The organism is Streptomyces sp. PH10-H1, from assembly GCF_030063355.1.
In the GTDB taxonomy this organism is placed as follows: domain Bacteria; phylum Actinomycetota; class Actinomycetes; order Streptomycetales; family Streptomycetaceae; genus Actinacidiphila.
The window spans coordinates 64,148-77,934 of record NZ_JASISZ010000009.1 but is presented as its reverse complement, the minus strand read 5'-3'; the positions used below and the strand labels follow the sequence as shown (position 1 = coordinate 77,934).

Sequence of the window (13,787 nt, the reverse complement as noted above, 5' to 3'; positions counted from 1 at the left end):
CCACGAGGAGGCGGGGGCAGAGAGCATCGACGGGCCGATCGTATTCGCCATCCCGGAAGGGGAATTGACGGGGTGAGCGGGCGCTGGAGGGGCACCGCGCGGACTTAGGATGGCGCGGTGCTGGTGAAGTGGATTCGCTGTGGGGTCGTGGACCGGGCGGGGTTCGAACGGGGGCAGCGGAAGTGGGCGGGGCTGCGGGGAGAGCCGGGATTCCGGGGTCAGGGCGGCGGCTGGAGCCGTGCGCAACCGGGTGTGGCGCACCTGTTCGCGTTCTGGGACAGCAGGGCCGCCTACGACGCCTTCATGGACGGGTCGCACGACCGGCTCGCGGGATCGCAGGCCGCTTCGTACGAGAACCTCGGGGTGCTGCTCTTCGAGCATGTGCTCGATGTGCGGGTGGGCTTCCTGGCGCGGTTCTCGGACGCCGACCTGCTGCGCGTCGCGCATTCGCGGGTGCGGCCGGAACGGGGCGAGCACTTCACGCAGATGCAGCAGAAGGTGTGGAACCCGGCGATGGCCGGCTCTCCCGGACTGCTGCGCGGTGTCTTCGCCCAGGGTTCGGAGAGCGACTTCCTGGTGCTGTCGATGTGGGATTCGGCGAATGAGCGCGGCAAGTACCGGCCCGCCTCGGTGGCGAGGCTGGCGGAGCGCGTCGAGCTGGACACGGATGTGATCTCGGTGGCGGGCGACCTTGTGGACATCGTGCAGGCGTGGACGGTGTGACGGAGCGGTAGGCGGTCCTCGGTGACCCGTTCAGTCTTGCGCGCGGCACTGACATCAGTCCGGGGCCGCACCGTTCGGTGCGGGTGCGGGTGCGGGTGCGGGTGCTGGCGCGGGTGCTGCTGCCTCCGCCGCCCGCCCGGTGCGGCGCCACGGCTCAGGGCGCCGCGACTCAGAGCTCTGCAACTCAGGGCGCCGCGCGGAGCATCCTGCCCAGGGCCCCGGCGAGCTCCTGGGCCAGCCGGGTGTCCACGGGGGCGTGGTGGCTCAGCAGCCGGTACCACATGGTCCCGAACGCGAAGTCGACGGCGAGGTCGAGCGAGAGGCCCCCGTCGCCGAGCTCGCCGCGCGCGACACCACGGGCGAGGACGGCGCGCAACGCCTCCCGGCGCGGCCCGATGACGGTGCCCTGCAGCTTGGCCGACAGCGCGGGGTCGTGCTGCGCCTCGGCCATCAGGCCCACGAGGGCCTTGCCGGTCAGCCGCTGGGTGAGGCTGAACGTCGCGTCGAGCAGGGTCTCGATGTCGCGCAGGGTGTCACCGCTGTCGGGGTCGAGCTGCTCGCTGCTGCGCAGACCGAGGTCGCGCAGCGCGTCCAGCAGGACGGCCTCCTTCGTGGGCCACCAGCGATAGACGGTCTGCCGCCCGACGCCGGCGGTTTCGGCGATCCCTTTGATCGTCAACGCCTGGTAGCCATCGCGCTGGCACAGCTCCAGGGCCGCGTCCAGCACGGCGCGCCGCGCGGTCTCACTGCGGGGTCTGCCGCGTGCTGAAGTTCCTGTCATGCCGCCACTTTACAAGACATGATGTCTCGCATATCTTTAACGAGTCACCGTGTCTTGTAAATGGAGTGGGTAATGAGCGAACGGATCGTGATCGTCGGCGGTACCTCGGGCATCGGGCTCGCAACCGCCGAAAGGCAGCTGCTGGAAGGGCGCGAGGTGGTCGTCACCGGGCGTGACCCGGTGCGGCTGGATGCCGCCCTGGAACGGCTCGGCAAGGGGGCCACGGGCGCGTCGGTCGATGCCCGGGACGAAGAGGCGATGCGTGCCTTCTTCGGTGGCCTGGAGCGGATCGACCATGCGGTGATCGCGGTCACCGGAGCTACGGCGGCCGGGCCGTTCAGCTCCATACCGGCTGCGGCGTTGCGGGAGGCGGCGGAGGGCAAGCTCATCGCCCAGACGATCGCTGCCCAAGCGGCTATGGAGGTGCTGCGTTCCGATGGCTCGCTGACCTTCGTCACGGCGGGCTCGGCCGGCGCGGCGATACCGGGCACGGCCGGTCTCGCGGCCGTCAATGCGGCGGTCGAGGCCATGGTCCCGGTGCTGGCGGTCGAGCTCGCCCCGGCCCGGGTCAATGCCGTCTCGCCAGGGATCATCGACACTCCCTGGTGGGACTGGCTGGACCCCTCCGCCCGACAGCAGACCTTCGACGCCTACGCCAAGGCGGCGCCTGTTGGCCGGGTCGGCCGGGCACAGTACCTGGCCGATGCCATCGCCTACCTCGTCGATGCCACGTTCACCTCGGGCGTCGTGCTCGCCGTGGACGGAGGTTCCCGGCTCGTTCCGTCCGCGCTCTGAGCCGGTTGTCGTCGCACCGGCGCGCCCGGGATCCGGCCTGGGAATAGGGTGATCAGCATGGGCCGACCTCGCCACATCGTGCTGATCCGGCACGGAGAGTCTCAAGGCAATGCCGACGACACCATCTACGAGAGGGTGCCGGACCATGCCCTTGAGCTCACCGCGACCGGCTGGCAGCAGGCCGCCGTGACGGGGGAGCGCTTGCGAGAACTGTTCGGTGACGAGCCGGTGCAGGCATTCGTGTCGCCCTACCGCCGCACCTGGCAGACCTTCCGCGGACTCGGCCTCGACCCGGCGCTGACGCACGCGATGGAGGAGCCCCGGCTCCGTGAGCAGGACTGGGGCAACTGGCAGGATGTCGAGGACGTCCAGCGGCAGCGCAAGGCCCGGGACACCTATGGGCACTTCTTCTACCGGTTCGCACAGGGCGAGTCAGGCGCCGATGTGTACGACCGGGTGGGTGCGTTCCTGGAAACCCTCTACCGGGCTTTCGACAAGGCGGACTTCCCACCGAACGTCCTGCTGGTCACTCATGGCCTGACCATGCGGCTGTTCTGCATGCGATGGTTCCACTGGACGGTGGAGGAGTTCGAGTCGCTGTCCAACCCGGGCAACGCCGAGACCCGCGCGCTGCTCATCGGTCCCTCGGGCCGCTACACGCTCGACCGGCCCTTCGAGCGGTGGCGGCTCCCCGACCCGATGACGGATGACGGATTTCGCAGGTGAGTTTGCGCACAGGGTGATTGACCCGGATCAGGCACGATGTCAGAGTTTCCGACGCGATGACCGCTCACCCAGTTGACACCGAAAGCACCTCCCGCGCCCTGGCAAGTCTGCGCGGGCTGGCCGTTGGCGACGCCCTCGGCTCCCAGTTCTTTGTCCCTTCCAACTACAGCGCCCTTCAGAGCGGCGGGCTGCCGCCCGGCGTCTGGCAGTGGACCGACGACACCGAGATGGCCTGCTCCGTGCTGGCCGTGCTGGCCGGACACGGCCGCATCGACCAGGACGCCCTGGCGCTGTCCTTCGCGGAGCACCATGACTTCGACCGTGGCTACGGCCCGGCCGTCAACCGCATGCTGCGGCTGATCCGGCAGGAGGGCGCCGACTGGCGCGAACTGGCCGCAGGCCTGTTCAACGGCCAGGGCTCGTGGGGCAACGGGGCCGCCATGCGGGTCGCTCCGCTGGGCGCCTGGTACGCCGGCGATGCCGAGCAGGCGACACACCAGGCCGAGATCTCGGCGTACACCACCCACCAGCACCGCGAGGCCGTGGTCGGCGCGATGGCCGTCGCGGCCATGGCGGCGCTGGTCGCCGATCCGGACGGTCCGAAGGACCCCTCGGCACTGTTGGGCGCGGTGCTGGACCTGGTGCCGACCAGCGCGGTGAAGGCCGGGATACGGCGTGCGCGCGATCTGCTCGACTACGCGGACGTGGCGACGGTGGCGGCGGTGCTCGGCTGCGGAAGGCGCACCAGTGCGCATGACACCGTGCCGTTCGCGCTGTGGGCGGCGGCGCGGCATCTGGACGACTACCAACAGGCGTTCTGGACCACGGCCAAGGCGGGTGGTGATGTGGACACCACCTGTGCGATCGTCGGCGGCATCGTCGCTTCCCGGCCGACCGGGCAGCCGCCGCGCGAATGGCTGGAGCGCACCGAACCGCTCCCGACGTGGGCCGCGGAGCCCGCGGCGGCCGGAGACCCGTAGGCCTGAGACCCTCGCCGCCCCCTCCCACGTCACAGAACTGCTGCAACGGCGGCACCGATCGCTGTACCGCTTGAGCAGGGCATAACGTGGGCCACGCCGCCGCGTTGATCATGGACACGGCACGCGCTGACACTACGCCGGGCCGCCCGTTCCCTACTCCGCGGCGGCGCCGGCTGGGAGGGGGTCCCATGTCCGATACACCGTCCGATGCCGTTTCCGACCGGCCTGTTTCCGACCGGCCGAACGCGCCGGTTCTGCGTAGCGACCCGTACGCGGTCCCACGGCCGACGGGGCCGTCGCGGGGACTGCCGCAGCACCCGTCGCATTCTCAGGGGTCCTGGAACCCGTACCGCCCGCCCGCGCCGCTGCCACCGCCCAAGTGGTTGTTCGACAGCCGGCCGAAGGACCCGGGATCCATCCGTCCTCCGGTGATCTGGGCGGCGCTCGCCACCGCTGTGCTGTGCGCGATGCTGTTGGGCGATGGCCTCGGTCTGAACCTGCTGATCATCGCGGTACCGGCCACCGCCGGTGCCGCGGTGGCGGCCCGGGCCGTCGGCCGCCGGATCCGCCCCTGGACGCTGCTCTGGGCCGTCGGCGGCATCGGCCTGCTGGCTGTTCCCGCGCTGCGTGACGCCGGATGGCCGACGTTCCTGGCCATCGCCACGGCATTCGCCCTCGGCTCGCTCGCCCTGCACGGCGGCCGCAGCTGGCTCGGTGTGGCACTCGGCGCGGTCGGCATGTGGGGCAACGCGCTCCGACCCGGAGTGGGCTGGGCGGTGCGCGAGATCCGGGCCCGTGCGGCGGGCAAGCAGAGCCGGGAACGCTGGGCGCCGGTACTGCGCACGACCGCGGTGGCCGTGGGGCTCCTGGTGGTCTTCGGCGCGCTCTTCGCGGGAGCCGACGCGGCCTTCGCCAGTCTCCTCGGCGATCTGACGCCCGATGTGTCCGTCAGCGGCAACCCGCTGAGTTTCCTGTACTTCGCCTTCGGCCTGGCGGGCGCGCTGGCCGCCGCCCGCACCGCTGCCGCGCCCCGCCGCTGGGACCGGATCGAGACGTCGCCGGGCCGCGCGCGGGGCCGCACGGAATGGGCGCTGCCGCTCATCGTCCTCGTGGCGCTCTTCGCCGTGTTCAACGCGGTACAGCTCACCGTGCTCTTCGGCGGGTATGACAAGGTGCTCAGCGAGACCGGTCAGACCTATGCCGAGTACGCCCGGCAGGGCTTCTGGCAGCTGCTGTGGGCCACGGTCCTGACCCTCGTGGTGATCGCGCTCGCGCTGCGCTGGGCGCCGCGCGGCGGCACGCGCGACCGGCTCCTCGTGCGGTCCGTGCTCGGCACGCTGTGCGCGCTCGCACTGGTCGTCGTCGTCTCCGCGTTGCGCAGGATGCAGCTGTACGTCGACGCGTACGGGCTCACCCGGCTGCGGATCTCGGTGGCCGGGATCGAGCTGTGGCTCGGCGTCGTGATCTTCATGATCATGGTCGCCGGGGTGTTCGGGGCACGCTGGCTGCCGCGCGCGGTGGCCGCGAGTGTCGCGGTCGGCGTGCTCGCCTTCGGCCTCGTCTCGCCCGACGGACTCATCGCGGACCAGCAGGTGAACCACTACCGGAGCACGCAGGGGATCGACCTGGCGTATGTGCGGACCCTGTCCGCCGACGCGGTGCCGGCCCTGGACCGGCTCCCCGAGCCGATGCGTTCCTGTGCGCTGTCGGCGATCGAGCAGGAACTCGACAACGGCGAGCCCTGGTATGCCACGAGTCTCAGCGAGGCCCGGGCCCGTTCGATCCTGGCGGACCGGCCGCTGGTGAGCGCCACCCCGTGTTGGGACGCCCGGCGGGCCCTGCACATCGACACCGACGGCCTGGACTGATCGCACACTGCGGTATGGGCCGTCAGGACAGCCGGAGACGGCGGCCCGGATGAACCCGTACACGAGTGAGGCCGTACCGCCGGTCGCTGTGATGGCGCCGAACATGGCGAAGCGCCCGGTCCTCCGGCCGGACTCGTCGCAGACGATCCCCTATCGGTGATGTAGTGAACGACGCCGTTCGCTACGGGCTTCAACGGAGGTTTGCCGATGGGTACTTCGCGGGAAATCGTGTCCGGAGCGCGGCCGGTCCTGCCGCGCCGCCGCGGGCCGGTCCTCGAACGCGCGATCCTCGACGCGGCTCTGGAACAGCTGGGGGCGGTCGGCTGGGGCGGGCTGACCATGGAGGGGGTCGCGGCGCGCGCGCAGACGGGCAAGGCGGCCGTCTACCGCCGCTGGCCGTCCAAGGGGGCGCTGGTCGCCGACGCGCTACGGCTCGGGCTGCCGCAGATCGGTGATCCGCCGGACCTCGGAGCCCTCCGCGAGGATCTGCCGTGCCTGGTCATGCGGATGCGGGAGGCGATGTACTCGCAGGGCGGCATCGCACTGCGGGCCCGTTCTGGACGAATGCGACCACGCCGCCGCCCAGCCCTTCGTCGACCTGATCATCCAGGGTGTGATCGAGCCCGGCAAGGAACTCATCCTCGCCGTCGTACGGCGCGGGATCACCCGGGGCACGGTGCGTGCCGAGGCCATCGTCGCGGATGTGGCGCCCGCGCTGATGATGTACCGCGCCAAGATGGGGGACCGCCGGATCGGCGAGCAGGACATGGCCGATGTGGTGGATCATGTGATGCTCCCGCTGCTTCGCCCCTGACAGGGGAGTAACCTGGTGGGCGCCATGCCGTATGAACCTCCCACTCACAGCGTCGAACGCTCCCTGCGCGCCACCCTCGGCGTGAAAATCGTCGCAGGCGTCGACGAGGTGGGACGTGGTGCCTGGGCCGGCCCGGTCACGGTGTGCGCGGCCGTCACCGGTCTGCGCCGCGCGCCCGAAGGACTCACCGACTCCAAGCTGATCTCCGTCCGGCGCCGGACGGAGATGGCCGCGCTGCTGGCCGACTGGGTGACCTCCTACGCCCTCGGCCACGCGAGCGTGGAGGAAGTGGACACCCTCGGCATGACCGCCGCCCTGCGGCTGGCGGCAGTACGCGCGCTGGAGGGACTGCCGGAGCGCCCGGACGCGGTGATCCTCGACGGCAAGCACGACTACCTCGGCGGGCCATGGCGGGTGCGCACGGTCATCAAGGGTGACCAGTCGTGTGTCGCGGTGGCCGCCGCCTCGGTGATCGCCAAGGTGCACCGCGACGCCGCGATGGCCGAACTGGGCGCGGACCACGTCCCGTTCTGCTTCGCCGACAACGCCGGATACCCCTCGCCCGTACACCGCGCGGCCCTGGAGGAACTCGGTCCCACGCCGCACCACCGGCTGTCCTGGGCGTACCTCGACGCGCTGCCGCGCTGGCGGCACCTGAAGAAGGTCCGGGCCCCCGCGGACGCTGGGGAGCAGCTCGGTTTCAATTTCTGACCACCCCACCGCTGCGCAACCGCGGCGTATTTGATAGACATCAGCCCATGCCTCTCATCCCCGAGGAGCCTCAGATTCACGAGAGTGTCCCGGGTCCCCGCTCAACTCCGGCCGCAGGCCGCAGCGCGTCGACCCCCCGTCCGGTCCCCGGTCCCCGTCCTACACCCCGCCCCGCGCCTCCGCGCGGCGGCTATGCGCCCAACGCCGGTCCCGGCCGGCCCGGCCCGGCCCGCGGGCCCGCCACGACGGCTTCTGCCACGGTCACGGCTGCGCCGCCGCCGGCTCCGCGTTCGCCGGGCGAGACCGGGGCCGCAGTCGCCACAGCGCAGATCCAGCTCATCCCGGCCTCGGCCGGCGGTGCGATCGACGCCGCCGACGAGGCGGTCGACCTGCTGTTGGACACCGGCCGCGCCCCCGGCGAGATCCTGGTGCTCACCACCGGTGATCACCATCCCTGGGCCGCACACGAGTTGTCCTTCGGCGACGCGTCCTACTGGTCGCAGCACGACGCGGGTGACGACGTCTTCTATGCCGGCATCACGGCCGAACGCGCCGCCGGCCGTCCGGTCGTGGTCGTCGCGGTCAACGGCGGAACCGACGGGACCACCGCGCTGGGGCTGCCCACCGCGCTGGCCCGCGCCGGGACGCTGCTGATCGTGTGCGGCGACCACGGGCTGATCGATGGGCCGCTCGCCGAGAAGGCCTGATCAACGAGCCGTCGTGCGGCGCAGCGCCTCCGGTGCCCCCCGTGGGCGCAGGGCCGCTGCGCCGCCCGGCCGCTGTGACCACGGCGTGGAGTTCGGGGTGCGGCCGGCGCGGTTCTCACCCAGCACATGCCAGCCGTCCTGGGTGAGCGTGACGTACGCGCCACAGCGCAGGCCGTGCAGCGTGCAGGCGTCGCGCAGGCCCCACATCCAGGCGCCGTCCCGCTCGGTCCAGCCGGGGGCGCCGTCGCGGCACACCAGCAGCACCGCGGTCCGCACCGGTGTGCGCCGCCGCAGATCGTGCGGGAGCACGCGGCGCAGGTTGGCAAGGATCGCGTTGCGGTGTTCCCATCCGTCGACGACTCCGGCCCTGCCGGTGAACGAGGCGCTGGCGGTGAGCCGCCCTTGCGGATCGAAGACCGCGACTACGGCGGTGGTCGGGGCCGGGAGATGCCGGGAGTGCAGGTCCTTGACGACATCACGCGGATTGGCGAGCAAGGGGATTCCCGCCGCCGTCCATTCGGCTGGTTCCAGACTGCGGGAGAGTCGGGAGGAGGCACGGGTGGTGGTCTCCGGAGCGAAACCGAGGCTCACGTTCCTCCCTTCGTGGATGCACCCGGCGACCGGGCGCAGGCGCACGACGGTCAGGGGCTCGATGAGCCGGAAGGGGATCCGCCGCCAATTCTTCCCCCCGCGACTGCGAGCGGCAACGGGCGCCCGAAGCTTCTGGCCGGTATATACCTGTCCGTCGGATAGATCCCACCCGTCGTCTCAAACGTCGATACTCGTCACCCCTGCGCGGCCAGGACCAGCGGGAACACCGCCGTGGCGCCCGCCTTGCGCAGCAACCGGGCGGCGACGGCCAGCGTCCAGCCGGTGTCGGCGAGATCATCCACCAGCAGGACGGGGCCCGGTGTCGCGGCCAGGGCGGCGGCCAGTTCCGCGGGGACGGTGAACGCGCCGTGCAGCGCCCGCAGCCGCTGCGCGCTGTTGCTGCGCGGCACCCGGCCGGGTCCGCCGTCCATCACGTAGGCGATCTGGCCGAGAAGCGGCATCCGGCCCACCTCGGCGATGCGCGCGCCGAGGGTGCCGATGAGCTGCGGTCGGGTGTGGGACGCGATGGTGACGACCCCGACGGGCCGTTGCGGGGCGTCGGCCTCGCCGCTCGCCCAGCCTCCGTGCCCCTTGGCCCAGTCGGCGAGCACCCGCACCACTGCGTCCGCCGCGTCGCCGGGGACCGGCTGGTCCGGTGCGCCTTCGGCCAGCAGCGGACGCAGCCGGTTGCCCCATCCGATGTCCGAGAGCCGGCCGAGCGCCCGTCCGGACCTGGCCTGCTCACCGGCCGGGATACGGCCCTTGAGGTCGACCCCGATCGCCTGCAGCCCGGTCGGCCACATCTTGCGTGGTTCCACCTCGATGCCGGGCCGGCCCAGCGCCGCCCGTGCGGCGTCCAGCGCCGCGGGGGAGACCTCGATGCCGAACCGGGCACCGGCGCAGTTGTCGCAGCGGCCGCACGGCGCGGCCTCTTCGTCGTCCAGCTGGAGCCGCAGGAACTCCATCCGGCAGCTGGTGGCCGTCGCGTAGTCGCGCATCGCCTGCTGTTCTGTCTCACGCTGCCGCGCGACCCAGGCGTACCGCTCGGTGTCGTACGCCCACGGCTGTCCGGTGGCGGTCCAGCCGCCGCGCACGCGGTGCACCGCCCCGTCCACATCCAGGACCTTGAGCATGATCTCCAGCCGGGAGCGGCGCAGATCCACGCGCGCCTCCAGCGCCGGGACCGACACCGGGCGGTCGGAGGCGGCCAGCACCTCCAGGGTGCGGCGCACCTGCTCCTCGCTGGGGAACGCGAGAGAGGCGAAGTAGCGCCAGATCGCCTCGTCCTCACGCCCGGGCAGCAGCAGCACCTCCGCATGATCCACACCGCGCCCGGCGCGGCCGACCTGCTGGTAGTAGGCGATGGGGGAGGACGGCGACCCGACGTGCACGACGAATCCGAGGTCCGGCTTGTCGAAGCCCATGCCCAGCGCGGACGTCGCGACCAGGGCCTTCACCCGGTTCGCCAGCAGGTCCCCCTCGGCGGCCATCCGGTCGGCGTTCTCCGTCTTGCCCGAGTACGAGGCCACCGGGTATCCACGCTGGCGCAGGAACGCGGTGATCTCGTCGGCGGCGGCGACCGTGAGCGTGTAGATGATGCCGGAGCCCGGCAGGGTCTCGAGATGATCGGCGAGCCAGGCCAGCCGGTGTGCGGCGTCCGGCAGCCGGAGCACCCCGAGCGAGAGACTCTCGCGCTCCAGCGGCCCGCGGAGCACCAGCGCGCCCTCGTCACCCGTCCCCGCCGTGCCGGTGCCCAGCTGGTCGGCGACATCGGCGGTCACCCGGGCATTGGCGGTGGCGGTGGTGGCCAGCACCGGGACTCCCGGCGGCAGGTCCGCCAGCATCGTGCGCAGCCGGCGGTAGTCCGGCCGGAAGTCATGGCCCCAGTCGGAGATGCAGTGCGCCTCGTCGACGACCAGCAGTCCGGTCGTCGCGGCGAGCTTGGGCAGTACCTGGTCGCGGAAATCGGGATTGTTGAGCCGCTCCGGGCTCACCAGCAGCACATCCACCTCGCCCGCCGCGACCTCGGCCTCGATGGTGTCCCACTCCTCGGTGTTGGCCGAGTTGATCGTGCGGGCACGGATGCCGGCCCGCTCGGCGGCCTCGACCTGGTTGCGCATCAGCGCCAGCAGCGGCGAGACGATCACTGTCGGCCCGTCGCCGCGCCGGCGCAGCAGGGCGGTGGCCACGAAGTACACCGCGGACTTCCCCCACCCGGTGCGCTGCACGACCAGCGTCCGGCGGCCGTGCGCCACCAGCGACTCGACCGCCAGCCACTGGTCCTCGCGCAGCCGGGCGGTGCCGGTGGGGTCACCGACGAGGCGGCTCAGAACGGTGTCGGCCGCGGAACGCAGCGCGGAGGGGGAGTCAGTCATGCCCCCATGCAACCCGATGCCCCCGACAACAAGCGAACCGTGCCCCGGACCTGTGGATAACTCGGGCCGAAAGTTATCCACAGGTTTTCGGGGGGGCCTGGCGGAGATCGTCGGCCTGCGGGACCGTCGGGCTATGACACAGCACAGCGAATCGCCCCGCTCCGACAACGATCCCAAGGTCACCCTGCGCAGCCCGGCCGACCTGGCGGACGCCCTGCCATACCTCATGGGCTTCCATCCGAGTGACTCCATCGTCATGGTCGCCCTGCACGGCGACCACGGCCGGTTCGGTGGCCGGCTGCGCCTCGGGATCCCCGAGGATCCCGAGGAATGGCCCGAGGTCGCCTCTCAGCTCGCGGACTGCCTGGTGCGGGGCAGCGAGCAGCGCGGCGACCGGGCCGGCTCGATCGTGCTGTTCCTGTGCCAAGACCCGGCCGAGGGCGAGCGGCCGTCCCAGGCCATGGAGCGCCTGCGGCCGCTGGCCCAGCGGCTGCGCACGGCCTGCGGCGCCCTGGACGTGCCGGTGGTCGAGGCGCTGTGCGTCTCAGCGGGCCGCTGGTGGTCGTACTGCTGTCCCGGCACCGGATGCTGTCCGGTCGACGGATTCACCATCACGACCTCGGGGGACTCCGTGATGGCCGCGGCCGCCGCGTACGCCGGGATCCATGTACGCGGTTCGCTGCGGGAGATGGAAGCCCGGCTCGTCCCGCCGCCCTCGGAGCGGACCTCCGCGCAGGCGCGCGCTATCGACATGGCCTGCGCCGAACTCGTGCCGCGGATCCTTGACGTGGGCGACTGCGAGGCCGTCCGGCACCGGACCCTGACCCTCGTCGGCGCGGCACTCGAACGCTTCCGGGCCACACCGGCGGACGGGGACGCGACGCGCAGCGACAAGCGCGATGACGCGCTGCTCGGCGACGAGGAGGCCGCCGAGATCATCCTGGGCCTGCAGGACCGCACCGCGCGGGACCGGGCAGCGGAGTGGATGGAGCCTCCGCACACCGATCCCGCCCTGCGTCTGTGGCGGGCCCTGGCCCGGCGCTGCGTCGGACCGTACGAGGACCACGCCGCCGCTCCGCTGACGCTGGCCGGCTGGGTCGCCTGGGCGTCGGGGGACGAGCCGGAGGCGCGCGTCGCGCTCGGCCGCGCGCTCGATCTCGACCCCGGATACACCTTCGCCCGGCTGCTCCATCATTCGGTGAACGAGGGGCTGGACCCCGAGCCGCTGCGCCGGTGCCTGCGCCAGGAGCGGCGGCAGCGCGTGATCGAGGCGTCTAAAGCTCGCCGCGGACCAGTCGGATCAGCCGGTCGAGGACCCGGCCGCCGCTCACCCGGAGACCGTCGTGCTCGTACTCGTCGGTGACCCAGGTGCGCAGCCCCCGCACCGAGCGTGCCGTGGCCAGCGAATCCGCGGTGTCGACGTACATGTCGTCGTGGTAGACGGCCGCCGCCACCGGCACTTCATTGCGGGCCAGTTGAGCCGCGTCATAGAGGTCCGGCCAGTCCTCGCGCAGCGCCAGATGCCGCGCCGCCTCCTGGAGGGGGATGAGCGCGGGGTCGCCGGCGAACATCCAGGGGTAGATCATCTCTCCGGTGAACAGCACCGGCCCGTGGCCCGCCAGCGCCTTGTCCACGTCGAACTGCGGGAACTCCAGGTGCGTGGCCTGCGCCGCCCAGCCGGTGCACCCCGGGGACACCGAGCGCTGTCCGTAGATCGACTCGTGGAGCACGGCGTACAGCGGATTGGCCGCGAACGAGAGGTTGCTGTGCGCCTCGGCGAGGAAGCTGTCCGAGAGTGCCGGGCCGGCGGGGCCGGGGATGAAGGCGTCCTCCAGCAGATAGTGCAGGGTGTGGGACCCGGTGCCCGTGCCGAGCAGGATGCCCAGCGCCTGGAATGCCTCCGCGGTGAACAGGCCGCCGTCCGGCAGTGTCACCTCATGGTCGCGCAGGTGACGGGCGACGGCCCGCGCGGTGTCGGCATCCTCGGGATAGCGCGCGTAGTGCGCGGTGTTCTTGCGCTCCACCCGGGGGAACGCCGACCGGTATACGTCGCCGACTTCGCTGCGCAGCCCCGGCAGCCCGCCGGTGATGAACGCCTCCCGCACACCCCCGGGAGCCAGCGACAGGTAGGTCAGGGCGCAGAAGCCGCCGAAGCTCTGCCCCAGCAGGCTCCACTGGCCGTCCCCGCCGAGCAGTTCACGACGGATCAGTTCGCAGTCCCGGACGATCGAGTCGGCCCGGAAGCGCGCGAGATACTCCGCCTGCGCGGCGCCGTCGCCACGCGCGGGCACGGTCTGCCGGTTGGCGGGAGTGGACCGGCCGGTGCCGCGCTGGTCGAGGAGCAGTACCCGGTAGTCGTCCAGAGCCCGTGTCAGCCAGGTGTCCCGGCCGAGCGGGCGTGGCGAGCGGCCGCCGGGTCCGCCCTGCAGGAACAGCAGCCATGGCAGCGGCTCACGCTCCCGGCTCGCGGCCACCACCTCGCGGGCGTACACCTGGATCCGCTCCCCGCCGGGGGCCGCGTGGTCGAGCGGTACGTCGAAGGTGTGGTCGGTCAGTACGGTGCCGGGTTGGCGGTACACGGCCATGGCGTCTCTTTCCGGTGGTGCGGGCTGATACCTGGGGATGCGATCCCTGTCCAGGAACGGTAGACGGGCCGTGACCCGCGTGCCCACACGGCCGTTCACCGGGATGTGAACCCGCCCCCGACCGCCCCGCC

Annotated in this window: 12 protein-coding genes and 1 pseudogene; 9 read left to right on the top strand and 4 right to left on the bottom strand. The window is 71.9% G+C overall.

What is annotated here, in order from left to right; genetic code table 11:
- Nucleotides 1-117: 117 nt before the first annotated feature.
- Entirely contained in the window at nt 118-723 is a 606-nt protein-coding gene (locus tag QMK24_RS08615) for a YdbC family protein (protein ID WP_283464708.1), read from the top strand.
- Nucleotides 724-907: 184 nt separating this feature from the next.
- Here QMK24_RS08615 and QMK24_RS08610 read toward each other — a convergent pair whose 3' ends face one another.
- A complete protein-coding gene (locus QMK24_RS08610) occupies nt 908-1,504 on the bottom strand; it encodes a TetR/AcrR family transcriptional regulator (RefSeq protein ID WP_283464707.1) in 597 nt (198 codons plus the stop codon).
- Nucleotides 1,505-1,576: 72 nt separating this feature from the next.
- Between QMK24_RS08610 and QMK24_RS08605 the strand changes: the two genes are divergently transcribed.
- From QMK24_RS08605 to QMK24_RS08575, 7 genes and pseudogenes are all read left to right on the top strand, one after another.
- Nucleotides 1,577-2,299 carry an SDR family oxidoreductase gene (locus tag QMK24_RS08605; protein ID WP_283464705.1) on the top strand — a complete coding sequence of 241 codons (723 nt, stop codon included), beginning with the start codon at nt 1,577-1,579 and terminating at the stop codon, nt 2,297-2,299.
- Nucleotides 2,300-2,356: 57 nt separating this feature from the next.
- Entirely contained in the window at nt 2,357-3,025 is a 669-nt protein-coding gene (locus QMK24_RS08600; protein ID WP_283464704.1) for a histidine phosphatase family protein, read from the top strand.
- A gap of 56 nt (nt 3,026-3,081) precedes the next feature.
- Nucleotides 3,082-4,005, top strand: coding sequence for an ADP-ribosylglycohydrolase family protein (locus tag QMK24_RS08595; protein ID WP_283464703.1), 924 nt, complete (start codon nt 3,082-3,084; stop codon nt 4,003-4,005).
- A 188-nt stretch (nt 4,006-4,193) separates the two neighbouring features.
- Nucleotides 4,194-5,873 carry a DUF4153 domain-containing protein gene (locus QMK24_RS08590; protein ID WP_349307858.1) on the top strand — a complete coding sequence of 560 codons (1,680 nt, stop codon included), beginning with the start codon at nt 4,194-4,196 and terminating at the stop codon, nt 5,871-5,873.
- A gap of 207 nt (nt 5,874-6,080) precedes the next feature.
- A pseudogene (locus QMK24_RS08585) lies at nt 6,081-6,687 on the top strand (TetR/AcrR family transcriptional regulator).
- Between the two features lie 24 nt (nt 6,688-6,711).
- The gene (gene rnhB, locus QMK24_RS08580) at nt 6,712-7,398 is read left to right on the top strand and encodes a ribonuclease HII (protein ID WP_283464702.1); all 687 of its coding nucleotides are present in this window, start codon (nt 6,712-6,714) and stop codon (nt 7,396-7,398) included.
- A 47-nt stretch (nt 7,399-7,445) separates the two neighbouring features.
- Nucleotides 7,446-8,105, top strand: a complete 660-nt coding sequence (locus tag QMK24_RS08575) for a hypothetical protein (protein WP_283464701.1) — start codon at nt 7,446-7,448, stop codon at nt 8,103-8,105.
- Here QMK24_RS08575 and QMK24_RS08570 read toward each other — a convergent pair whose 3' ends face one another.
- Together QMK24_RS08570 and QMK24_RS08565 are read right to left on the bottom strand one after the other, a co-directional pair.
- The gene (locus tag QMK24_RS08570; RefSeq protein WP_283464700.1) at nt 8,106-8,696 is read right to left on the bottom strand and encodes a hypothetical protein; all 591 of its coding nucleotides are present in this window, start codon (nt 8,694-8,696) and stop codon (nt 8,106-8,108) included.
- A 194-nt stretch (nt 8,697-8,890) separates the two neighbouring features.
- Nucleotides 8,891-11,071: a RecQ family ATP-dependent DNA helicase gene (locus QMK24_RS08565; protein WP_283464698.1), complete on the bottom strand. Its 2,181-nt coding sequence runs from the start codon at nt 11,069-11,071 to the stop codon at nt 8,891-8,893.
- A 133-nt stretch (nt 11,072-11,204) separates the two neighbouring features.
- Here QMK24_RS08565 and QMK24_RS08560 point away from each other — a divergent pair, with 133 nt between their 5' ends.
- The gene (locus tag QMK24_RS08560) at nt 11,205-12,434 is read left to right on the top strand and encodes a DUF4192 domain-containing protein (RefSeq protein WP_283464697.1); all 1,230 of its coding nucleotides are present in this window, start codon (nt 11,205-11,207) and stop codon (nt 12,432-12,434) included.
- On the opposite strand, the gene QMK24_RS08555 is transcribed toward QMK24_RS08560, so the two are convergent.
- A complete protein-coding gene (locus QMK24_RS08555; RefSeq protein ID WP_283464695.1) occupies nt 12,346-13,656 on the bottom strand; it encodes an alpha/beta fold hydrolase in 1,311 nt (436 codons plus the stop codon). The genes QMK24_RS08560 and QMK24_RS08555 overlap by 89 nt on opposite strands.
- Between the last annotated feature and the right edge of the window lie 131 nt (nt 13,657-13,787).

What these genes read in the sequence shown, in the direction of transcription:
- QMK24_RS08610 (WP_283464707.1), bottom strand. Translation starts at nt 1,504, where the DNA reads ATGACAGGAACTTCAGCACGCGGCAGACCCCGCAGTGAGACCGCGCGG.
- QMK24_RS08605 (WP_283464705.1), top strand. Translation starts at nt 1,577, where the DNA reads ATGAGCGAACGGATCGTGATCGTCGGCGGTACCTCGGGCATCGGGCTC.
- QMK24_RS08600 (WP_283464704.1), top strand. Translation starts at nt 2,357, where the DNA reads ATGGGCCGACCTCGCCACATCGTGCTGATCCGGCACGGAGAGTCTCAA.
- QMK24_RS08595 (WP_283464703.1), top strand. Translation starts at nt 3,082, where the DNA reads ATGACCGCTCACCCAGTTGACACCGAAAGCACCTCCCGCGCCCTGGCA.
- QMK24_RS08590 (WP_349307858.1), top strand. Translation starts at nt 4,194, where the DNA reads ATGTCCGATACACCGTCCGATGCCGTTTCCGACCGGCCTGTTTCCGAC.
- rnhB (WP_283464702.1), top strand. Translation starts at nt 6,712, where the DNA reads ATGCCGTATGAACCTCCCACTCACAGCGTCGAACGCTCCCTGCGCGCC.
- QMK24_RS08575 (WP_283464701.1), top strand. Translation starts at nt 7,446, where the DNA reads ATGCCTCTCATCCCCGAGGAGCCTCAGATTCACGAGAGTGTCCCGGGT.
- QMK24_RS08565 (WP_283464698.1), bottom strand. Translation starts at nt 11,071, where the DNA reads ATGACTGACTCCCCCTCCGCGCTGCGTTCCGCGGCCGACACCGTTCTG.
- QMK24_RS08560 (WP_283464697.1), top strand. Translation starts at nt 11,205, where the DNA reads ATGACACAGCACAGCGAATCGCCCCGCTCCGACAACGATCCCAAGGTC.
- QMK24_RS08555 (WP_283464695.1), bottom strand. Translation starts at nt 13,656, where the DNA reads ATGGCCGTGTACCGCCAACCCGGCACCGTACTGACCGACCACACCTTC.